Origin of the sequence: Leifsonia sp. 2MCAF36 (assembly GCF_052115525.1) — a bacterium.
Lineage (GTDB): Bacteria > Actinomycetota > Actinomycetes > Actinomycetales > Microbacteriaceae > Leifsonia.
This window is the reverse complement of sequence record NZ_JBFRGV010000009.1, coordinates 189,523-209,457: the sequence shown is the minus strand read 5'-3', so window position 1 is coordinate 209,457 and position 19,935 is coordinate 189,523. Positions and strand designations below refer to the sequence as shown.

The following is a 19,935-nucleotide window of genomic DNA, read 5'->3' as shown; positions in this document are numbered from 1 at the left end:
CGCGCCGCCCGCGCGGGGGGCGGCGGGCTTGCGCGGCGTGGGCGGCTTGCGCGGCGTGCCGGCCTTGCGGCCGTCTGCGGCCTCCTGGGCGGCCACCTCCGGGTTCCGCGAACTGTGGGCGGTGCGGCCGCGCACGATCCCGATGAAGTCGTCGACGAGTGGATGCTGCCCCTCGCGCGGCCAGGTGAGGCCGATCCGGCTCTGCGGCGCGTCCTCGACGCGGATCGCCACCACATCCTTCCGCCGCAGCGCCTTCGCGACCGAGGCGGGCAGCAGCGCGATGCCCTGGCCCTCGGCGATGCTGCGCATGAACGCCTCCGACGGCTCGCCGGTCACCCGCGGCTGGTCGTCGAGGTCCGCGAGGTGCAGCGGCTCCTCCTCGAGGGTCAGCAGGTGCTCGTGGTGCATCACCGCCACGATGTCCTCGGCGTAGAGCGGGATCAGGTGCCGGCCGTCGTCCGGCTCCGCGTCGCGGGCGAACACCATGTCGGCCTCGCCTGCCGCCAGCACGCTGACGGGGTCGTCGCTCGGCCGCACCACCAGGTCCACGTCCGGGAACCTCTGCTCGAAGGCGCGCGTCCACTTGCCGACGGTGACACCGAGCGGGAAGGCGATGGCGAAACGGGAGGACACCTGACGAGGGTAGCGAACGGTAGCCTGGGAAGCATGAAGGCGCAGACCATGAAAGCGGCCACAGCGGCCAAGAAACTCGGCATCTACCTGCCGGCGGCGCCCGAGGACTTCCGGGACCGCGAGATCAGCAGGACCGAACTCGACGAATTCGCCGCGAACCCGCCGGAGTGGCTGCTCACCCTGCGCGCGGAGGGCCCGCACCCGCGCGACGTGGTGTCGCACAAGCTGGGCGTCTCCAACTCAGGGCTCGCTCGCGGCGGAGTCACCGAGGCGCTCACGACGGCGGAGATCAAAGCGCTGCTCGAAAACCCGCCGCAGTGGCTGGTCGAGGAGCGCGCCCGGCAGGCCGCGGTCCACGCCGAGAACGCGCGGGTGAAGCAGCGTGACGCCGAGCGTGCCGCGCGTCGGGCGGCCGACCGCGCTTAACGCACGCGAGGCGGGTCCTTACAAATCGACTAGTCCGAGCGCTGTCATGGACGTTGCAAAGCGTCGCGCGATCAGGTCCGGGGCCACTGGGACGAATGGTCTGCGTTCCCGCAGTCATCGAAGATGCGCGCGAGGCGAGAGCAGGGAGCCATCGGAATGTGCGTGACTCCAAGGCGTGACGCCACCCGGTTGAGTAGCCGGTTCATCGAGGGTCGGCAATTGGAATCTGGTCGAGTTTCGAACGACGAGTGGAAGGCAGCAACAAGCTCATGCCGCAGGCGGCGACGACAATGAGGGCTGCTACGGCGAGTGTCATCGAACCGGGGAGCGCTGCGATGAGTACTCCGACGCTGAGAGTGGCGCAGCCATTGCCGAGATTGAACCCGGAACCCAATGCAGCATTGACCTCTGTATGACTGTGGACAGGGATGACCTGACCGACGATCACAAAGGATGCTATGAACATCGGGGTCATTCCTGCGCCAAGGATGACGCTCGCGATCACCGCCACGACGACATCGTCCGCGGCCGCGAACAGGATCATGGCGAGGCCAGTGAGGCCGCATGCAAGTTGATATTGCCTGACGTCCGAGAGCACCCTGGTGGGCAGACGACCCGCCAGTGCGCCAACTACAGTGCCAGACAAAGAGATGACGCCGAGCAGGATTCCCGAGAAGGCTGCCTGCCCCACATGTCGTTGCGACCAGTCCGGAAGGACGAGACTGAGACCACCCATAGCGACACCCAATCCGAACATGGGCGCTAGTAACCCTGCTGTTCGGCGACTGCTATAGATCCTCAGCCCTGACGCAAGACGGGTGAACCACGGCCTACCTGCAGCCGGGGCGAGCACAAGGGCCCGATCCGCGAAGATGCTTCGAACCCCGGACGAGCGGCGCAATCCCGCCGCCAGGATGAGCGCCGTACCGATGATTGCGGATGCTGCGCCAGTGGTAACGGTCCATGCGGCACCCCACGTCACCCAGATCACGGATGTCAGGACTGGAGCAACGGCGAACGTGAGCTCTTCTGTCACCGAATCAAGGGCATGTAGAGTCCTACTTTCATCTCCGCCTGGTGCAAGTCGGTTCCAAGATGAGCGGACCAGCGCACCGACCGGTGGAACGATCAGGCTTCCGGCCGCAATCATCGCCAGCGGTACAAGGGTGGGCGCGCCTGCCTGGGCGACGAGTGTCGATGCACCGCATAGAGCGCCATAGGCGAGCACCATCGGCATTACGACGCTGCGCGGTGACCACCGGGTGATGAATCGCCCTTTGGCGGGTGCGCTGATCGCCGTAACGATGAGAAAGATGGCCGATGCGGCCCCTGCCAAGGCATAGTCATTCTCGGACGTGTAATAGGCGATGATCCCGAACGGAATCAGTCCGCTTGCGAGGCGCGAGATATTGACCACGCTGAGCATGAGCGCGATATCTCGGCGGCGCAGTAACTCACGGTAGGTCATCGACCATCCATTTCGTCGTCGTTGTGTCGACCGCTTCGCACGCAGTCCAGCTCATCAGCAAGTGGCAAAGGTCGTCCATGCTCTCCGTCGACAACGGAACATCGGACTGCAGTGCCTCGACGGTCAAGGCCGATCCGGCCCGGCGTGCTGCGACCCGCCCAACGATCCGGTAGTTCTGGAGCATGGGCATTCCGAAATAGCCGAATTGCCTTTTCGCTGCGGGCTTATAGCTCTCGAGCAGATAGTCCCGATCGAATAGTTCGCGCTGCCGCTGGCGGGTCCATACCAGCGAGTCCAGAGGTGAAAGGGGAGTGATGCTGTCGTCGTCCAGCGTTGCGGGCATCGTTTCAGAATGGAGATACCAGACTTCGTCGGAACCATCCACCGTGGCCGTCAGCGCGTCAGATCCGCGCAGAAGCCGCTGAACGCTCGGGTGGTGGATGCGGAAATAGTCGGCGATGTGCCGCGAGGTTGCGATGCCGAGGGCTCGAAGGCTGACGTCGACCAACCCGCGCCTGCAGTCTTCATCGGAAAGCTCGTCGCGAAGTAGTGGCGCCGGGATGGCCTCACGCGCTAGCGAGTACACCCGTTGCCACTTCTCATTGCGGTCTGAAACGACGAGATCGCCCACACTCAGCAGCCACTCACAGGCCGCTCGACTCGGTGAGCTTCGTTCCCACCCCGTTCCCCGAGCATTTTCCAGTTCTGTGAGCGTTTTCGGCCCTTCGTTCCTGATCGTGGCGAGCACCCGTTCGCATACCTCGGTGTCGACCTGCGGTCCGGTTAGGCCATGCTCGCGGATGGCACGCCGGCGGGATTCAAGGAGCGGCCAGTACTTGAGCGCGATGACCGAATGCGCATGTCCCCAGGTCTCGAAGCCGTTTACGTGGGACGGCCCGAAACCGTCACCCGGATCATGACCCCTGGAAAGGAATGCGAGTTCGTGTGAACGACGGACTGCTCGGATCGCGTCGATCTGCACGCAACCCAGCTGGTCGAGCGCTTCAGACGTAGTGAGGCCGTCTGCGCCTCTCAGCGCTTGCGCATGCACGGCGATCGTCCGAGCTTCTTGGCGGCTGACGCTGTGCACGGTCATAGTGCCAGCGCTTCGGCGCTGATGGGAATGATCCGTGCGATCTCTTGCCCTCGGGCTATCGAGACAGTCTGGCGCGGCGCCACCGCAATACTGGTTCCCTTGCCGGCGATGCGTTCAAGCGTCTTCGCCGACAGGAATCCAACCTGAGTGCCAAGATCGGGTGTTTCAGCCGATGGGATTATGAGCAGCCCGAACTCATTCGGTTCGGCGACGCTCCATCCGAGCCGCCATTCGACTGTGTCCAGACCGTTCGGCAAGAACATACTGTGGCGTTCCCCTTTGTCGAGAAACTCATACCCACTCAGCCAGGCAGGGGACATGGTTGCCAACGCGGCCTTATCGCGATGCCACACGTGGCTCTGCCCACCCATGGCGCGTGCACTGGCAGCACGATCGGCGGCTGCTGGGATCTCAAACTGCTCAAGTGGCGTCAGCCGCACATCGACCGGGCTGGCAACGCGCCACCCAATTGTCTGCCCCTGCACCCACGGCGGACAAAACTCCGGGAGGCGTTCGGCGCGGTAGTGTGCGAAGTTGTCGCGCAGAAGATCGCGTTTCGCCCGGGCGGCCTTGAGGTCGGGAGAGAATTTGCGTGGGATCAGTGCCCACGGCTGAAGCTCTTCAAAGTACATGCCGAGTCCTTAACCGCTCCGATGGGCGACGAGGACACATCGCCCATCGGTGCGAACGGTCAACTACGCGTCGACCGCGATGGTCGAGTTCGAGGTTTTTGATCGCACGAGTTCAGCCTTTGCCGGGTCGAACACTGAAACGCTGCACGGTCCGAACCCCACGCCAACGCTCGTCACCGTCACATCGTCCCCATCACGGCTCAAGTCGGCGCGGGTGGGGTCGATGACTGTGACACTGTGCGAAGCGTAGTTCTCGACAGGAAACATGGTGACGATTGGGCGAGAAAAAGCGGCCGCGTACACCACGCCGTCGGGGTCGACGGTCACTCCGCGTGGTCCCGGTCCCACCTGAATGTAGCGACTGACACGGTTCTGATCGAGGTCTACCACGGCGATGCTGGAATCGCGTTCCAGTGTGACGAATGCGTAATCTTCGTCTGAGCTGAACGCGATCGCGCGCGCACCGCCGGCCCGGATCTCGACGTCTGCAATGAGGCTATCCGTCGCTAAATCGATCACTGGAACGCTCTGGATGGCGTTGCATGCGACCAGCGCAGTCATGCGTTTCCGGTCAACATTCACGCTGTAGGGGAAGGTGTCGGGCCCGAGCATGATTGTCCCGGTCTGAACGACGCCATTCACATCGCCAGACTCCAGCGAGGTGATGTCGAGCTTTGCAAGTGCGCCGTCTCCCCACAGACAAACGTAGGCCGCATCAGCAATGACAGCCATATGGCGAGGGTCGCGTCCTATCGGAATTTGGCGGACCTCTTCACGCCGTTTCAGGTCAACGATCGAGAGGGTGTCCGACCCCGAGTTCGATACAAGCAGATAGCGATCTCCAGGGACGATATGCAGACCTCGCGGCCCGGAACCGACAATGATGCGTCCGACTTCTTCGTGGGTCACCGCGTCGATCTCCGACACTGTGTTCGTGCTCGTGTTCGACACGAATCCGCGGCCGTCGGCGGTGAACTTCACGCTACCGCGCGGCGCGTTTCCAACACGGATTGCAGCCGCCGTGCTGTAACTGTCGCCATCCTTGCGCAATACGGTCAACTGACCAGAATCGGTGTCGGTTGAGTAGATCTCGATCACTGTTACTCCTCAGCACTCGTTCCATCGGAATCGACGGTGCTTGGAGCCTAGAGGGGACATAAATACAGGCATTTCAGTATTCATACAGAGCATGTTGGTACGGCGACTCCTGCGCCTGCGCGCCTGTCTCGCGCGGTGGAGGTCATGGCCAGATCCCTGCTTACCAGGAATGAGCGGCGGTCAAAGACATGCGGCTCGCGCGCTAGTCGATTCCGATTGTGGGTGGCCGCACGCTTACACGCCAGGCGCCTCGCCCGCCCCGTCCGGCGTCCGCGCCGCCGAGCGCGCCGTCCGTGCCAGCGCCTCCGGCCCGGTCACCAGCGCCCGCCGCCACGGCGCCACCCCGTCGATCTCGATCTGCAGCGAGAAGCTGAGGACCGTGCGGATGAGCACGATGATCCCGAGGACGAACGCGTCGGTCAGCGACGGGGTCGAGGTCACGGTCCTCACCAGGTCGGCCGCGACCAGGATCTCGAGTCCCAGCAGGATGACGCCGCCGAAGCTCTCCCGCAACGTCCGGAACGCCGCAGCGCCGCTGCGCTGACGTCGCCACGCGACCAGCCCCAGCCCGATCGCCACCACGAAACCGACGGCCATCGCGGCGACTCCGGCGAACTCGAACGCGGTGGCCGTCACTCCGAACAGTGCGTGCGCATCCATGCGCTCATCGTGCCACGTAGAATTCTCCGGTGCCTCCCGAAACCCCGGCCTCCTCCGGCCTCGACCCCGACGATCTCGCGGCCACCCTCCGCGTGCTCGCGCAGTTGCACGAGTTCGACCGCGAGCACCCCGACTACGTGACCGTGCGCCAGGCGACCTCCCACATGTTCAAGGCGTCGAAGGTCGCCCGCCGCCGTGAGCTGCGCCAGCAGGTGCAGGATGCGGACCGCGCCGTCATCGCGGCGACCGCCACGGGCGCACCGGACCGCATCGACGACGAGACGCGCGGACGGGAGCTGACCTCCAGCTCGACCGGGTCGCACTCCGCCGGAACGCTCATCACCCCGCGCGCCTGCTACATCTGCAAGCAGCCGTACACCGATGTCGACTGGTTCTACCACCAGCTCTGCCCGTCGTGCGCCGCCTTCAGCCACCTGAAGCGCAACGCCCGCACCGACCTCACCGGCAAGCGTGCCCTGCTCACCGGCGGCCGCGCCAAGATCGGGATGCACATCGCCCTCCGGCTGCTGCGCGACGGTGCGCACCTCACCATCACCACCCGGTTCCCGCGCGATGCGGTGCGACGGTTCTCGCAGCTCCCGGACGCGGGGCAGTGGCTGCACCGCCTGCGGGTCGTCGGCATCGACCTGCGCGACCCGGCCCAGGTGATCGCACTGGCCGACTCGGTCGCCGAGCGCGGCTCCCTCGACATCCTGATCAACAACGCCGCACAGACCGTGCGCCGCTCGCCGGGCTCGTACTCGCTCCTGGCCGAGGCGGAGACGCAGCCGCTGCCGGACGGCCCGCTGCCCGAACTCGAGACCTTTGGTCACACGGCCGACCCGCATCCACTCGCCCTGGAGCGGTCCGTCGCCTCGCACCCGCTGCTCTCCGCTGCCGACGTCCGCGGCACCGTCGCCGAACTCGTCGGTGCCGGCGCTCTCACGGCCGACGACCTGGCTGCCGCGGCCATGGCCGCCGGCTCATCGTCGCTCGCCCGGCACGCCGACGGCACCGCCATCGACGCGGGAGGCCTCGTGCCGGACGTCGCGCACATCAACAGTTGGACGCAGACCATCGGTTCGGTGGACGCCCTGGAGCTGCTCGAAGTGCAGCTGTGCAACCAGACCGCGCCGTTCATCCTGATCGACCGCCTGCGGCCCTCGCTCGCCGCGGCCGGCCGGTCGTACATCGTCAACGTGTCGGCGATGGAGGGGGTATTCGGCCGCCGCTACAAAGGCCCGGGCCACCCGCACACCAACATGTCGAAGGCGGCCCTCAACATGCTCACGCGGACCAGCGCTGCCGAGCTGTTCGAGACCGACGGCATCCTGATGACCGCCGTCGACACCGGCTGGATCACCGACGAGCGTCCGCACCACACCAAGGTGCGGCTGGCGGAGGAGGGCTTCCACGCCCCCCTCGACCTGGTCGACGGCGCAGCCCGCGTCTACGACCCGATCGTCCGCGGGGAGGCGGGCGAGGACCTGCACGGGGTCTTCCTGAAGGACTACCGTGCCTCGGCCTGGTGAGCGGTACGATCAGCACGACGTCGAAGGGATGCGGATGCCGAGCACTCCGGAACAGGCCGCGGACCCGGCGCACGCCGAGGCGGGCCGCGAGGCACCGACTCCGCTCCCGCGGGTGACTCCGCGCGACGACATCCCGGTTCCCGGGCAGGCGCGACCCATCCCGTCGGTAGCGCGGGGCGGTCGACTGCGTCACTGGCTGCTCACCGGTCTGGTCGACGAGCGCGGCACGCAGCAGGGTCCGCACGGCCAGAGTCCTGAGCACACGCACTCGTGGTGGCAGGTCATGTGCCTGACCGGCGTCGACTACTTCTCGACCCTCGGCTATCAGCCCGCCATCGCGGCGCTCGCCGCCGGGCTCGTCTCGCCGTTCGCCACGCTGGTCCTGGTCGCGCTGACCCTGCTCGGCGCCCTCCCGGTCTACCGCCGGGTGGCACGGGAGAGCTTCCGCGGCTCCGGCTCGATCGCCATGCTCGAGCGGATGCTGCCGTGGTGGGCGGGAAAGCTGTTCGTACTGGTGCTGCTCGGCTTCGCCGCGACGGACTTCATGATCACCATGACCCTGTCCGCCGCGGATGCCTCGGCTCACGCCATCGAGAACCCCTTCGCACCGTCCTGGTTCCACGGCAACAACGTGATCATCACACTGGTGCTGCTCGCTCTCCTCGGCGCGGTCTTCCTCCGCGGGTTCAAGGAGGCGATCGGCATCGCGGTGGTGCTGGTCGGTGTGTACCTGGCGCTCAACGTCGTCGTGGTCACCACCTCCATCGTCCAGGTGTTCCTTCACCCGACCGCCGTCGACGACTGGTGGGCCGCCCTCTTCCAGCAGCACGGCGACCCGCTCGTGGTGGTGGGCGTCGCGCTGATCGTGTTCCCGCGGCTCGCGCTGGGGTTGTCCGGGTTCGAGACCGGTGTCGCCGTCATGCCGCAGATCAAGGGCCGTCCCGACGACGATCCGGCGTACCCGAAGGGACGCATCCGCGGCGGGGGACGGCTGCTCACGACGGCCGCGATCATCATGAGCGTGTTCCTCATCACGTCGAGCTTCACCACGACGCTGCTCATCCCGCAGCGGGACTTCCAGCCCGGCGGCCCGGCGAACGGCCGCGCGCTCGCGTACCTGGCGCACGAGTACCTGGGCAACGGCTTCGGCACCGTGTACGACATCAGCACCATCCTCATCCTCTGGTTCGCCGGCGCGTCCGCGATGGCGGGGCTGTTGAACCTGGTGCCGCGTTACCTGCCGCGCTACGGGATGGCGCCGCAGTGGGCGCGCGCTGTGCGACCGCTGGTGCTGGTGTTCACCGCGATCGGGTTCCTCATCACGCTGATCTTCCAGGCGAGTGTAGATGCGCAGGGCGGCGCGTACGCGACCGGTGTGCTGGTGCTCATCACGTCGGCCTCCCTGGCGGTGACGATCTCTGCCAGGCGCAAGCGGCAGCGGAAGCGCATGATCGCCTTCGCCGTCATCACGGCGATCTTCGTCTACACGACCATCGACAACATCATCGAGCGGCCCGACGGCCTGCGGATCGCCGCCCTGTTCATCCTCGGCATCCTCGTCGTGTCGATCGTCTCGCGCGTCGGCCGGTCGTTCCAGCTGCGTGCCACGTCGGTGACGTTGGATGTGACCGCCCTGGACTTCCTTCTGGAGGACGCGGAGGAGGGCGAGGTCCGCATCATCTCGCACGAGCCCGACGTGGACACGAACACGGAGTACGCGCAGAAGGACAGGGACGAGCGCAAGTTCAGCCACATCCCGCAGCGGTCGCGCACGATCTTCCTCGAGGTGCTGCCGTCGGACTCCTCCGACTTCGAGGAGGACCTGGAAGTGCACGGCGTCGTCAAGCATGGCTACCGCGTGCTGCAGGTGAGGAGCGGCAACGTGCCGAACACGATCGCGGCGGTGCTGATCGAGATCCGCGACATCACCGGCGTCGTCCCGACCATCTACTTCGAGTGGACGGAAGGCAACCCGATCTCCAACATGTTCCGCTACCTGATCACCGGCGTTGGCGAGGTCGCCCCCGTGACCCGCGAGGTGCTGCGCGAGGCGGAGAGGGACGTGAAGCGGCGCCCGGCGGTTCACGTGTCGTGACGGGTCGGCGGAAGTGGACCGCGCGCCGTCGAGGCTAACGTCGGAGATCGGCTGCCGAATCTCCGACCGTCCGCGGTAGGGCGGAGATTCGGAGCGCGCCGGCCGGGGATCTCCTTCGGTGGGGCCGGATCTCCGACCGAAGGGGCGAGGGCGCGGCGCGCGCGGCGCTACTCGACCGCGAACTCCAGCCAGGCGAGGCCCCGCAGGTCGAGGCAGAGGCGGCCGGCCCGCTCCGCGGCGACGGCGAGCACGTCGCCGCAGACCGAGCAGCGCATCACCAGGCCGTGCTGGTCGACGTAGACGCGGCCGCGCGCGACGACCGACTGGTCGCCGCAGTTGGCGCAGCAGCCGACCGCCGTGGTGACGTCGGCCGCGAAGACCTCCGAGAGCAGGCCGGCGGCTGCGTTCCCGTCGAGGTAGTCCTGATCGGTCATGGCGTGCCTCCGATGCCGCCGTAGCGTTCGGTGCGGACCCGGGCGGGGTCGTGGCCGGCCTCGACCAGCCAGCCGGAGACCGCCTCGACGAACGGCGTCGAACCGCAGATGAAGAAGGTGGGGGAGTCGGAGGCCGGCAGCACGCGCTGCATCAGGCCCTCGGCGGTGAGGCGTCCCGGTTTCGTCTCCGAGGCCGTCTCCGAGGCGGTGGGCGCCTGCCGCGTGTAGATGTAGTCGACCCGGAGGGGCGCGGCGGCGTCGGCGGCGAGGGCGGTCAGCTCGTCGGCGTAATAGCCGGCGAACGGTGTGCGAAGCGAGTACAGCATCCGGAACGGCGCCGAGCTGCCGGCCGCCGAGTGCGCTCGTGCCATCGACATCAGCGGTACCACGCCAGAGCCGCCGGCGATCAGCTGCACCGGGGTGGAGTCGCCGTCACGCCACACGAACCAGCCGCCGACCGGTCCGCGCACCTCCAGCTGGTCGCCGTTCTGCAGACCGCGCACCAGGTACGGCGAGACCTCGCCGTCGACGAGCTCCTCGACGGTCAGCTCCAGCTCATCGTCGGGCAGATCATGCGGCTCGAGTGCGCCGCGACCGCCGCCGGACGCGATCGAGTACGACCGCACCGCCTGGTAGCCGTCCGCGGCCGTCAGCCGGATGTCGACGTGCTGCCCCGCGAGGTGGCCGTGCAGGCCGGGGATGCGCAACCGGATGGTGCGGGCCGTGGGGGTCTCCATGCGCGTATCGACCACGTCGGCCACTCGCCATACGGTGCTCACCAGTAGCGCTGTTCCTTCCACGGGTCCCCGTACATGTTGTAGCCGTTCTGCTCCCAGAAGCCGGGCTGGTCCTGCGGCAGCATCTGCAGGCCGTTCACCCATTTGGCGCTCTTCCAGAAGTACAGGTGGGGCACCAGCAGCCGGGCCGGCCCGCCGTGCTCCGGCTCGAGGTCGTGACCGTCGAAGCTGTGGGCGACCCACGCCTTGCCGTCGAGCAGATCGGCGAGCGGGACGTTGGTGGTGTAGCCGCCGTAGCTGTGCGCCATCGTGTATTCGAACGTCGTGTCGACATCCTTGAAGAGGGTGTCGAGCGAAACGCCGCGCCACGACGTCCCGAGCTTCGACCAGCTGGTGACGCAGTGGATGTCGGTGCTCACGTCCTCCTGCGGGAGGGCCAGGAACTCGTCCCAGCTCCAGCGGTGGACGTCGCCCTTCTCCGTCGTGATGGTGAACGCCCAGTCGTCTTTGGCGATGCGGGGCGTCGGGCCGGCGGAGAGGACGGGAAAGCCTTCGGTCAGGTACTGGCCGGGAGGGAGGCGGGGGTCGTCGGTCCTCCGACGGCCGCTGAAACCGGACGAAATGATACCCATGGGGGAAGCTTATGGTCTGTGGTCCCGGCCGGTCTATGGTGAAGGGGTGACCGCCGTCAACCTGGGACTCCCGCTGCGGGCGACTCTGCCGCCTGCGCCGGGCTCGACCGCGCCGAGCGCGTCCGTGCCACCCAGCATGGAGGGCCGGCCGGAGAACTCGGGCCTGCTCGACCGGTTCGGGCGGGTCGCGCGTGACCTGCGTGTGTCGGTCACCGAGAAGTGCTCGCTGCGTTGCACGTACTGCATGCCGGCCGAGGGGCTGCCCGCTATTCCGCGAGACGACCTGCTGACGGCGACGGAGATCGCTCGTCTGGTGGCGATCGGCGTGCGCGACCTGGGTGTCCGGGAGGTCCGGTTCACCGGTGGCGAGCCCCTGATGCGCGCCGACCTGGCCGAGATCATCGGCCTGTCGGCGGCCGCCGCCCCCGGGATCGACCTCTCGATCACCACGAACGGCATCGGCCTGGACCACCGCATCCGCTCGCTCGTCGACGCAGGGCTCACCCGCGTGAACGTCTCGCTGGACACCGTCGACCGGGAGCATTTCGCCCGGCTGACCCGCCGCGACCGGCTGCCCGCGGTGCTCGCCGGCATCCGCGCTGCGCACGAGGCCGGGATGTCGCCACTCAAGCTGAACGCCGTGATGATGCGGGACACCCTGGCCGACGCGCCCGACCTGCTGGCGTGGGCGCTGGAGAACGGCTGTCGCCTCCGGTTCATCGAGCAGATGCCGCTCGACGCGGACCGCTCCTGGCTGCGCGAGAACATGGTCCCGGCCGAGGAGCTGCTGGCCGTGCTCGGGGAGCGCTTCACCCTGGTGGAGGCCGGCCGCGACGACCCGCACGCGCCTGCCGAGGAGTGGCGCGTCGAGGGGTGGACGATGGATGGCGCCCCCGCGACGGTCGGCATCATCGCCTCGGTGACGCGGTCGTTCTGCGCGGCATGCGACCGGACGCGCGTCACGGCGGAGGGCACGGTGCGGTCGTGCCTGTTCGGTGACGACGAGACGGACCTGCGCGGGCTGCTGCGCGGCGGGGCGGACGACGCCGAGATCGCCCGCTGGTGGCGCGCCGCGATGTGGGGCAAGCAGGCGGGGCACGGGATGGACGCCGCCGGCTTTGCGCCGCCGGTGCGGAGCATGGGGGCGATCGGTGGCTGAAGTCTTGGTGCGGTACTTCGCGGCGGCAGAGGACGCGGCGGGGCGCCCTGAGGAGCGGGTCGAGGTCGCGGAGGCGACCGTCGGCGGTCTCCAGGCGGAACTCGTCGCCCGTTACGGCGAGCCGATGGAGCGCGTGGTCCGCTCGGGCTCGTTCCTGGTCGGCGGCATCGTGTCGCGCGACCCGTCCCGCGAGCTGTCCGGCACTGTCGACGTGCTCCCGCCCTTCGCCGGCGGCTGACGCCGCGCCTGCGCGCGGGGCCTCGAGCCGTGAGTAGATGGCGCAAAGTGCGCCGAGTGGTGACATGATGTCGCGACTCGGGTGAGTCGCCGGGCGTCAGGCGGGGTAGACGGCGACGGCGTCGGGCGGGACGTCGAGGTCGACGGGGTCCCCGATGCGGAGGCGGAGGTCGGCGACGACCGCAGGAGGGACCAGTGCGTCCAGGCGGTCGGTCCGCACGCGGACGAGGTCGGCCTGCGGTTCGAGCGCGGTGACCCTCGCAGCCACGGAGGTGGAACCCGCCAGGCCCGCTGCAGCCGAGGAGCCAGCGGCGCCCGCCGCACGCAGCCGCACCGCCGACGGACGCACCGCGGCCAGGGCACGGGCGCCGACACCGACCGGGCCGATCGCGTCGCCGCGGACCTGCATCCCGTCCGCCGTCTGCAATCCCTCGGCGGTCCGGATTCCGGTCAGCAGCGTGAGTCCGGAGAGCTCCGCCGTGAAGGGATGCTGCGGCCGCTCGAGCACCTGACGCGTCGGGCCCTCCTCGACCACGCGGCCCTCGTGCATGACGGCGACGCGGTCGGCGAGGAGGTACGCGTCCAGCGCATCATGGGTGACCAGCACCGTCGTGCGTTCGGTGAGGACGTCGGCGAGCATCCCGCGGATGTCCGCCGCGACGGCCACATCCAGTGCGGAGAGCGGCTCGTCGAGCAGCAGGAGGCTCGGTTCGGCCGCGAGGGCACGGGCGATGGCGACCCGCTGAGCCTGCCCGCCCGAGAGTTCCGAGGGCCGGCGGTCGGCGAACGGGGTCGTGCCGGTGCGGCGCATCCACTCGTCAGCCCGCTGCTCCGCTTCGCCGCGCGACGACCCTGTCGCCCGCGGTCCGAAGGCGACGTTCGCGCGCACACTCAGGTGCGGGAAGAGCAGGGCGTCCTGCGCCAGGAGGGCCACGCCGCGCCGGTGCGGCGGCGTCCACACCGCCGGGATGTCGAACAGCAGGTCGTCGCCCAGGGTGGCCCGACCGTGGTCGGGGCGGACGAGTCCGGCGAGCATCCCGAGCACCGTGGACTTCCCTGCGCCGTTGGGGCCGAGCAGGACGAGCGTCTCACCGTTCGAGACCGAAAGGTCTATGGACACGTCGCGCGCCGCCTGCGACGCGGCGATCCGCATGCTCACGCGGACGTCCCGATGGCCGGCCGCGACCTCGACCGCCAGGGCCGCACACGCTCTCCGGCCCCGTGCGCGACGGCGACCACGACGATCGCCACCGCGACCAGGACCAGAGACAGTGCGGCTGCCGCATCCGGGTCGTTCTCCCGTTGCAGGTAGATCTCGAGGGGCAGGGTGCGCGTCACGCCCTGCAGGCTGCCGGCGAAGGTGAGCGTCGCGCCGAATTCGCCCAGGGCGCGGGCGAACGACAGGATGGCGCCGGACACGACGGCGGGGAGTACAAGGGGCAGAGTCACCCGGAAGAGCACGGTCGACGGCCGTGCGCCCAGCGTCGCTGCCACGGCTTCGTAGCGCTCACCGGCGGAACGCAGAGCGCCCTCCAGGCTGAGCACCAGGAACGGCAGCGCGACGAAGGTCTGCGCGATCACGACGGCCGGCGTCGAGAACGCGACGTCGAGTGCGCCGCCCAGGAGTCCGCGGCGGCCGTATAGGGCCAGTAGCGCGAGGCCACCGACGACCGGCGGAAGCACCAGGGGCAGCAGAACCGCCGCACGAATCACCCGGTGTCCGGCGAACGGCACGCGTGCGAGGACGACGGCCATCGGGACGCCCAGCACGAGGCAGCCGGCCGTCGCCAGCAGCGAGGTGCGCAGGCTCAGCAGCAGCGCATCCACCGACGACGGCGAAGTGATCAGGGGGATGAAGTGACTCCAGTCGACCCGCACGGCCATGGCGACCAGCGGGAGCAGGACGAAGAGCGCTCCGACCGCGGCGATGGCGACGATCCAGCGGGGGACGTCCAAGCGCGCAACCCGTGCGGTCCGCGGCGCGCTCACGGCATCCCGAAGCCCGCGGCGGTCAGGGCCTTCCGTCCCTCGGCGCCCTTCACGAACGCGACGAAAGCGGCGGCCCCGTCCGGGTCGGGAGCGTGCGCCACCGTAGCGATCGGGTAGACGTTGACCGTCGTCGCGGCCTCCGGGAATGGCACCGACTCCACTTTCCCGTCCGCGCCCTTCACATCCGTCCGGTAGACGATGCCTGCGTCGGCCTCGCCCGAGCTGACTTTGCCGAGGACATCGGTGACGGACGACTCCTGGCTGGCCGGCGACAGGGTGATGCCAGCAGACCTCTCCACAGCAGCCGTGGCGGCCCCGCACGGAACCTGCGGGGCGCAGATCACGGTCGTGACCTTCGGGGAGGCGAGATCGGCGAAACTCCGGACGTGCGCCGGGTTGCCGGGCGGCACGGCGATCGCGAGGACGTTGGTGGCGAAGTCGGACGGCGAACCCTGGATGACCTTCGTCGCGATCGCCTTCGTCATGTTCGCCTCGTCGGCGGAGGCGAAGACGTCGGCGGGAGCCCCGGCCGCGAGTTGCGAGACGAGGTCTGAGGAGCCGGCGAACGAGAAGGCGACCCGTGTCCCGGGATGCGCGGCCTCGAACTCGGAACCGAGCTCGGTGAACGTTTTCGCCAGCGAGGCCGCCGCGAAGACCGTCACGGTGCCGGTGACCTGCTTTCCGGAGGCGCTCCCTGCGGCGGCGGGCGCGCCGGCGGAGGTCGCGCTGCAGCCGGTCAACGCGGCGCCGACGAGCGCCGCGACGGTCGCCGCCCTCACCACGGCGGAGTTGAGCAAGAGGGACCTCCTCATTGGTTCGCCGCCGGCGCCTCGACCATGACGTTGGTCGCTTTGATCACGGCGACGGCGACCGAGCCGAGCTCCAGGCCCAGCTCGCGGACGGCCTCGCTGCTGATCAGCGAGACGACGCGGTGCGGCCCGCACTGCAGCTCCACCTGCGCCATGACACGGTCGGCGACGATGTCGGTCACCAGGCCGACGAAGCGGTTGCGTGCCGAACCGGGCAGCCCCGACGGATCGACGGGCAGAACCGCGTTCTGCTTGGCCAGACGGGCCAGCTCCAGACCGTCCACCACCGTGCGGCCGGCGCCGTCGTGCTCACTCTGGAGGACCCCCGCGTCGATCCAGCGGCGGACGGTGTCATCGCTCACCCCGAGGTAGAGCGCGGCATCCTTGATCCGTATCTGCGGCATGAAACCTATCGTAGAGCCGCGGATGAGGATACGAAAGGTTACAGAATCTTGCGGAGAACGTCTACAGGCCCACCCACTCGGAGGCGCCGTCGGTGAAGTGCTGGCGCTTCCAGATCGGGACCCGTGCCTTGATGATCTCGACGAGCTCCGAACAGGCGGCGAACGCCTCGGCGCGGTGCGGGGCGGCGACGGCCGCGATGAGGGCCAGGTCGCCGATGGTGAGCGAGCCGACACGGTGCTGCGCCGCGACCCGGAGTCCGGTCGTGCGCGCCACCTCCTCGCAGCATTCCCGCAGGAAGGTCTCCGCTTCGGGATGCGCGCGATAGTCGAGAGAGACCACGCTCCGGCCGCCGTCGTGGTCGCGGACGATGCCCTGGAACGAGACGACCGCGCCCGCCTCGGCGCGCCACACGAATTCGTCGACGTTCGATGGGTCCAACGGGTCGCCGGTCACGGCCGCCAGGATGTCGTTCATGCGTGGTCGCCTCCTCGCAACTGGTCGAGCAGGTGCGGGAGAAGTCCGTCCAGCACCTCGAGTCCGTCGACCACCCCGCCGCGCGAGCCGGGCAGGTTGACGACGAGCGTGGGGCCGGCGATGCCGACCAGGCCGCGGCTCAACGCGGCCAGCGGGGTGGCGGCGGCGCCGCGTGCACGCAGCGCTTCGGCGACTCCCGGCAGCTCCCGGTCGAGCACCGCTGCGGTGGCCTCGGGGGTTCGGTCGGTCGGCGAGACACCGGTGCCGCCGGTCGAGATGAGTACCCGCGGGTGCGCTGCGACGGCCTCGCGCATGGCTGCGTCCACGTCGGCATCGGCGACGACGCGGACATCCGCCGGCAGCCGGCGCTCCGCCAGCCAGTCGGCGATGACGGGGCCGGTGATGTCCTCGTAGACCCCGGTCGCCGCCCGGGTGGAGGCGACGAGGACGACGGCGGCCACGTCGGGCGTGGGAGACTCGGGCGCGGACGCGACACCGGCCGACGCTTCGTCCCTCTCCCGCATCCACTCGTCCCGCGTCCACTCGCCACGCTTGCCGCCGCTCTTGGCGACCAGCTGCACGTCGGTCAGCGTCGCGGCCGGGTCGACCGCCTTGACCATGTCGTGCAGGGTGAGTCCCGCGACGGTGACGGCGGTGAGCGCCTCCATCTCGACGCCCGTGCGGCCGTGGGTGCGCGCGACGACCTCGATCTCGATCGCGCCCGCCTCGGCATCCAGCTCGAAGTCGACGCGCACGCTGTTCAGGGGGAGCGGGTGGCACAGTGGGATCAGCTCGCTGGTCCGCTTCGCCCCGCCGATCCCGGCGATCCGAGCCGTCGCGAGCACGTCGGCCTTGGGCAGATCGTCGGCGGCGACGAGCCGAACGACGTCCGGTGTCGTCACGAACCGGCCACGCGCGACGGCCTCGCGGTCGGTCTCTTGCTTTCCGCCGACGTCGACCATGCGGGCGCGGCCGTCGGCGTCGAGGTGGGTGAGCTGTGTCATAGCGTCCAGACTGTCACGGCGGCGCCCGATTGCAGGGCCTCCACCTCGGCGGGCACGTCGATGAGCACGTCCGCCCGAGCCATCCCGGCGACCAGGTGCGAGGAGGGCCCGGAAACGGGAACGACGGCGCCCTCGCCGTCGAGCAGCCCACGGAGGAACTGCCGGCGACCCGGGACGGACCGCAGCGGCTCCGTCAGTGCGACCTCGCGCGGCTTGAGTTCGGGCAGACCGGCCGCCGCGCGCAGCGGACCGCGCAGGAAGACGATGAACGACACCTGAGTGCTCACCGGGTTGCCCGGGAAGGCGAAGACCGGCATACCGCCCACCACGGCGGTCGCCTGCGGGCCGCCCGGCTGCATCGCGACGGTGGTGACGTCGGCGCCGCGCGGCAGCAGCACCTCGCGGACCACCTCGTACGCGCCCTTCGAGATGCCGCCCGACGTGATGATCAGATCGCTGCGGTGGAGGGCGTCGTCCAGGATGCGGGCGAACGCCTCCGGGTCGTCGCCGCTGCTGGCACGCACCGACACGATTGCTCCGGCCTCTTCGACGAGAGCCGCGAGGGCGATGCCGTTCGCGTCGTAGACCTGGCCGAAGCCCGGCTTCCCGCCGGCGACGAGTTCCGTCCCGCTGGTCAGGATCCCGACGCGCAGCCGCGAGCGCACGCTCACCGTCTCCACGCCGGCGGCGGCGAGGGCCGCGAGGTGCCGTGGGGCAAGCCGTGTCGCGGCGGCGAGCAGGACGTCGCCGCGGCGCACGTCGCTCCCGCGCTCCCGCACGTACTCGCCCCTCTCGCGCGGACGCCGGATCTCGACGATCGCGCCGGACAGGTCGTCGTCGCGGCCGAGTACCAGCTCGGTGTCCTCCACCGGGACGATCGCGTCCGCCCCGGTCGGCACCGGAGCGCCCGTCATGATCCGCAGGGCCGTCCCCGGGATGAGCGAGACCGGGCTCGTGTGCCCGGCAGGGATGTCGCCGCTCACCTCCAGCGCGACCGGCACCGACCGGACGTCCGCGGCGCGCACGGCGTAGCCGTCCATCTGGGCGTTGCGGAACAGCGGAAGGTCCACCTCCGACCGCACCTCGCCCGCGGTCACCCGTCCGAGTGCGCGGTCGAGGGGCACGGACTCCATCGCCGGCTCGTCGGAGAGCGGTTCCAGCATCCGTGCGACGAGTCCGGCGTGGTCCTCGACGCTGCGTGGCTGCGCGGATGGGTCGCGTGTCATGCCTTCAGTATCCCGCGAGCGACAGGCGTGCCGTCAGTATCGCCCGGTCAGTATCGCGCGATCTGCGGGTCGACGTCGCGCGCCCAGGCGTCGAGACCCCCGGCGAGCACGACGCCGGGGAGTCCCGCTTCAGCCAGCAGCTGCCGGGCGGTCTCCGCGCGGATCCCGTAATGGCAGACGATCACCAGCGGGTCCCGCGGCAGCCGCGCGGCCACCCCGGCGGGATCGCTCTGCACCACCCCGAGCGGGACCAGCAGCGAGCCGGGCAGCTCGACGATGTCGGCCTCCCAGGGCTCCCGGACGTCGAGCAGGGTGTGCGGCTCGCCCGCGATCAGGCGGGCGTGGAGCTCCGCCGGGGACATGGTGTCGCTGACCCCGCAGAACAGGTCGTAGTCGATCAGCCCGGTGACCGGCGTCGCCTGTGGATCGCGCTCGTAGCCGAGCTCACGGAACGATCCGCGCAGGGCATCGTGCACGACCACCCGGCCGAGGAGCGGCTCGCCGGTGCCGGTGACCAGCTTCAGCGCTTCGCCGACCATCAGGCTGCCGATCACGCCGCACACGGAGGGGAGCGCGCCCGCCTCGGCGCAGTTCGCGACGCTCCCGGGGGCAGGCGGCACGGGGAACAGGTCGCGGTAGGTCGGTCCCTTCGCCGCCCAGCTCAGGCCGACCTGCCCGCCGGTCTGGTGCACCGCACCCCACACGACGGGGATGCCGGCCAGCGTCGCGGCGTCGTCCACCAGGTAGCGGGTGGGGAAGTTGTCGCTGCCGTCGAGGACCAGGTCGAACTCCGAGAGGATGCGCTCAGCATTCTGCGCCGTCAGCCGCTCGGCGAACAGCCGCAGGTCGATCTCGTCGTCGAGCGCCCGCACTGCGTCCGCGGCCGACTCCACCTTCGACCGGCCGATGTCGGACGGCGTGTGGATGCTCTGCCGCGGCAGGTTGCTGGCCTCCACCTGGTCGTCGTCGACGATGCCGATGGTGCCGAAGCCGGCGGAGGCGAGCAACGGCAGGACCGCGGACCCGAGCCCTCCGGCGCCCACGACGAGCACCCGGGCGGTGCGCAGCCGGCGTTGCGCGACCGGCCCGTACCCGGGCAGCTGCGTCGTTCGGGCGTAGCGTGCGGTGCGCTCGGGGGAGAGGTCGGGGCCGGGCTCGACGAGGGGCGGGAGGGCCATGTTCTCAGCCA

Annotated in this window: 22 protein-coding genes; 5 read left to right on the top strand and 17 right to left on the bottom strand. The window is 69.3% G+C overall.

Going from position 1 to position 19,935, the window contains the following annotated elements; genetic code table 11:
• On the bottom strand, window positions 1-633 hold a 633-nt coding region (locus AB4079_RS15140), incomplete at its 3' end, for a LysR family transcriptional regulator substrate-binding protein (RefSeq protein ID WP_441788134.1).
• Window positions 634-666: 33 nt separating this feature from the next.
• On the opposite strand from AB4079_RS15140, the gene AB4079_RS15135 reads away from it, so the two are divergent.
• Complete coding sequence (locus tag AB4079_RS15135; protein ID WP_441788133.1) at window positions 667-1,059, top strand: DUF5997 family protein; 393 nt, start codon at window positions 667-669, stop codon at window positions 1,057-1,059.
• 202 nt (window positions 1,060-1,261) lie between these two features.
• Here AB4079_RS15135 and AB4079_RS15130 read toward each other — a convergent pair whose 3' ends face one another.
• The 5 genes from AB4079_RS15130 to AB4079_RS15110 all read right to left on the bottom strand — a co-directional run bounded on the left by AB4079_RS15130 (window position 1,262) and on the right by AB4079_RS15110 (window position 6,013).
• Complete coding sequence (locus AB4079_RS15130; RefSeq protein ID WP_441788132.1) at window positions 1,262-2,527, bottom strand: MFS transporter; 1,266 nt, start codon at window positions 2,525-2,527, stop codon at window positions 1,262-1,264.
• The gene (locus AB4079_RS15125; protein WP_441788131.1) at window positions 2,514-3,623 is read right to left on the bottom strand and encodes a DNA glycosylase AlkZ-like family protein; all 1,110 of its coding nucleotides are present in this window, start codon (window positions 3,621-3,623) and stop codon (window positions 2,514-2,516) included. Before AB4079_RS15125 ends, AB4079_RS15130 begins: the two co-directional genes overlap by 14 nt.
• Window positions 3,620-4,255, bottom strand: coding sequence for a hypothetical protein (locus AB4079_RS15120; protein ID WP_441788130.1), 636 nt, complete (start codon window positions 4,253-4,255; stop codon window positions 3,620-3,622). The genes AB4079_RS15125 and AB4079_RS15120 overlap by 4 nt, the downstream gene beginning before the upstream one ends.
• 63 nt (window positions 4,256-4,318) lie before the next feature.
• On the bottom strand, window positions 4,319-5,353 hold the full coding sequence (locus tag AB4079_RS15115) for a YVTN family beta-propeller repeat protein (protein ID WP_441788129.1): 1,035 nt from the start codon (window positions 5,351-5,353) through the stop codon (window positions 4,319-4,321).
• Between the two features lie 234 nt (window positions 5,354-5,587).
• Complete coding sequence (locus tag AB4079_RS15110) at window positions 5,588-6,013, bottom strand: DUF1622 domain-containing protein (protein ID WP_441788128.1); 426 nt, start codon at window positions 6,011-6,013, stop codon at window positions 5,588-5,590.
• A gap of 29 nt (window positions 6,014-6,042) precedes the next feature.
• On the opposite strand from AB4079_RS15110, the gene AB4079_RS15105 reads away from it, so the two are divergent.
• Window positions 6,043-7,545: an SDR family NAD(P)-dependent oxidoreductase gene (locus tag AB4079_RS15105; protein ID WP_441788127.1), complete on the top strand. Its 1,503-nt coding sequence runs from the start codon at window positions 6,043-6,045 to the stop codon at window positions 7,543-7,545.
• 34 nt (window positions 7,546-7,579) lie between these two features.
• Window positions 7,580-9,640 carry an amino acid transporter gene (locus tag AB4079_RS15100; protein WP_441788126.1) on the top strand — a complete coding sequence of 687 codons (2,061 nt, stop codon included), beginning with the start codon at window positions 7,580-7,582 and terminating at the stop codon, window positions 9,638-9,640.
• Between the two features lie 167 nt (window positions 9,641-9,807).
• On the opposite strand, the gene AB4079_RS15095 is transcribed toward AB4079_RS15100, so the two are convergent.
• The 3 genes from AB4079_RS15095 to AB4079_RS15085 are packed head-to-tail and all read right to left on the bottom strand — an operon-like array spanning window position 9,808 to window position 11,443.
• The gene (locus AB4079_RS15095) at window positions 9,808-10,074 is read right to left on the bottom strand and encodes a DUF6510 family protein (RefSeq protein ID WP_441788125.1); all 267 of its coding nucleotides are present in this window, start codon (window positions 10,072-10,074) and stop codon (window positions 9,808-9,810) included.
• Window positions 10,071-10,835: an FAD-binding oxidoreductase gene (locus tag AB4079_RS15090; RefSeq protein ID WP_441788143.1), complete on the bottom strand. Its 765-nt coding sequence runs from the start codon at window positions 10,833-10,835 to the stop codon at window positions 10,071-10,073. Before AB4079_RS15090 ends, AB4079_RS15095 begins: the two co-directional genes overlap by 4 nt.
• A gap of 14 nt (window positions 10,836-10,849) precedes the next feature.
• Window positions 10,850-11,443 (bottom strand): sulfite oxidase-like oxidoreductase, encoded by a 594-nt coding sequence (locus tag AB4079_RS15085; protein WP_441788124.1) that lies wholly within the window; start codon window positions 11,441-11,443, stop codon window positions 10,850-10,852.
• Between the two features lie 46 nt (window positions 11,444-11,489).
• Between AB4079_RS15085 and moaA the strand changes: the two genes are divergently transcribed.
• Window positions 11,490-12,602: a GTP 3',8-cyclase MoaA gene (gene moaA, locus AB4079_RS15080; RefSeq protein WP_441788123.1), complete on the top strand. Its 1,113-nt coding sequence runs from the start codon at window positions 11,490-11,492 to the stop codon at window positions 12,600-12,602.
• A complete protein-coding gene (locus AB4079_RS15075; RefSeq protein WP_441788122.1) occupies window positions 12,595-12,840 on the top strand; it encodes a MoaD/ThiS family protein in 246 nt (81 codons plus the stop codon). Before moaA ends, AB4079_RS15075 begins: the two co-directional genes overlap by 8 nt.
• Window positions 12,841-12,936: 96 nt before the next feature.
• On the opposite strand, the gene AB4079_RS15070 is transcribed toward AB4079_RS15075, so the two are convergent.
• The 8 genes from AB4079_RS15070 to AB4079_RS15035 form a co-directional block, all read right to left on the bottom strand.
• Window positions 12,937-13,998: a sulfate/molybdate ABC transporter ATP-binding protein gene (locus AB4079_RS15070; protein ID WP_441788121.1), complete on the bottom strand. Its 1,062-nt coding sequence runs from the start codon at window positions 13,996-13,998 to the stop codon at window positions 12,937-12,939.
• Entirely contained in the window at window positions 13,995-14,795 is an 801-nt protein-coding gene (locus AB4079_RS15065) for an ABC transporter permease (RefSeq protein ID WP_441788120.1), read from the bottom strand. The genes AB4079_RS15070 and AB4079_RS15065 overlap by 4 nt, the downstream gene beginning before the upstream one ends.
• A gap of 29 nt (window positions 14,796-14,824) precedes the next feature.
• Window positions 14,825-15,640 (bottom strand): molybdate ABC transporter substrate-binding protein, encoded by an 816-nt coding sequence (modA, locus tag AB4079_RS15060; RefSeq protein ID WP_441788119.1) that lies wholly within the window; start codon window positions 15,638-15,640, stop codon window positions 14,825-14,827.
• Entirely contained in the window at window positions 15,637-16,041 is a 405-nt protein-coding gene (locus tag AB4079_RS15055; RefSeq protein ID WP_441788118.1) for a TOBE domain-containing protein, read from the bottom strand. The genes modA and AB4079_RS15055 overlap by 4 nt, the downstream gene beginning before the upstream one ends.
• A 61-nt stretch (window positions 16,042-16,102) precedes the next feature.
• Window positions 16,103-16,516: a molybdenum cofactor biosynthesis protein MoaE gene (locus AB4079_RS15050; RefSeq protein WP_441788117.1), complete on the bottom strand. Its 414-nt coding sequence runs from the start codon at window positions 16,514-16,516 to the stop codon at window positions 16,103-16,105.
• Window positions 16,513-17,520 carry a bifunctional molybdenum cofactor biosynthesis protein MoaC/MoaB gene (moaCB, locus tag AB4079_RS15045; RefSeq protein WP_441788116.1) on the bottom strand — a complete coding sequence of 336 codons (1,008 nt, stop codon included), beginning with the start codon at window positions 17,518-17,520 and terminating at the stop codon, window positions 16,513-16,515. The genes AB4079_RS15050 and moaCB overlap by 4 nt, the downstream gene beginning before the upstream one ends.
• A complete protein-coding gene (locus AB4079_RS15040; RefSeq protein WP_441788115.1) occupies window positions 17,517-18,746 on the bottom strand; it encodes a molybdopterin molybdotransferase MoeA in 1,230 nt (409 codons plus the stop codon). The genes moaCB and AB4079_RS15040 overlap by 4 nt, the downstream gene beginning before the upstream one ends.
• Before the next feature lie 47 nt (window positions 18,747-18,793).
• Window positions 18,794-19,924: a ThiF family adenylyltransferase gene (locus AB4079_RS15035; protein ID WP_441788114.1), complete on the bottom strand. Its 1,131-nt coding sequence runs from the start codon at window positions 19,922-19,924 to the stop codon at window positions 18,794-18,796.
• Window positions 19,925-19,935: the final 11 nt, after the last annotated feature.

Excerpts from the sequence above, each read along its gene's own strand:
- modA (WP_441788119.1), bottom strand. The coding sequence starts at position 15,640 with ATGAGGAGGTCCCTCTTGCTCAACTCCGCCGTGGTGAGGGCGGCGACC.
- moaCB (WP_441788116.1), bottom strand. The coding sequence starts at position 17,520 with ATGACACAGCTCACCCACCTCGACGCCGACGGCCGCGCCCGCATGGTC.
- AB4079_RS15040 (WP_441788115.1), bottom strand. The coding sequence starts at position 18,746 with ATGACACGCGACCCATCCGCGCAGCCACGCAGCGTCGAGGACCACGCC.
- AB4079_RS15120 (WP_441788130.1), bottom strand. The coding sequence starts at position 4,255 with ATGTACTTTGAAGAGCTTCAGCCGTGGGCACTGATCCCACGCAAATTC.
- AB4079_RS15110 (WP_441788128.1), bottom strand. The coding sequence starts at position 6,013 with ATGGATGCGCACGCACTGTTCGGAGTGACGGCCACCGCGTTCGAGTTC.
- AB4079_RS15100 (WP_441788126.1), top strand. The coding sequence starts at position 7,580 with ATGCCGAGCACTCCGGAACAGGCCGCGGACCCGGCGCACGCCGAGGCG.
- AB4079_RS15050 (WP_441788117.1), bottom strand. The coding sequence starts at position 16,516 with ATGAACGACATCCTGGCGGCCGTGACCGGCGACCCGTTGGACCCATCG.
- AB4079_RS15035 (WP_441788114.1), bottom strand. The coding sequence starts at position 19,924 with ATGGCCCTCCCGCCCCTCGTCGAGCCCGGCCCCGACCTCTCCCCCGAG.
- AB4079_RS15095 (WP_441788125.1), bottom strand. The coding sequence starts at position 10,074 with ATGACCGATCAGGACTACCTCGACGGGAACGCAGCCGCCGGCCTGCTC.
- AB4079_RS15130 (WP_441788132.1), bottom strand. The coding sequence starts at position 2,527 with ATGACCTACCGTGAGTTACTGCGCCGCCGAGATATCGCGCTCATGCTC.
- AB4079_RS15135 (WP_441788133.1), top strand. The coding sequence starts at position 667 with ATGAAGGCGCAGACCATGAAAGCGGCCACAGCGGCCAAGAAACTCGGC.
- AB4079_RS15055 (WP_441788118.1), bottom strand. The coding sequence starts at position 16,041 with ATGCCGCAGATACGGATCAAGGATGCCGCGCTCTACCTCGGGGTGAGC.
- AB4079_RS15085 (WP_441788124.1), bottom strand. The coding sequence starts at position 11,443 with ATGGGTATCATTTCGTCCGGTTTCAGCGGCCGTCGGAGGACCGACGAC.
- AB4079_RS15125 (WP_441788131.1), bottom strand. The coding sequence starts at position 3,623 with ATGACCGTGCACAGCGTCAGCCGCCAAGAAGCTCGGACGATCGCCGTG.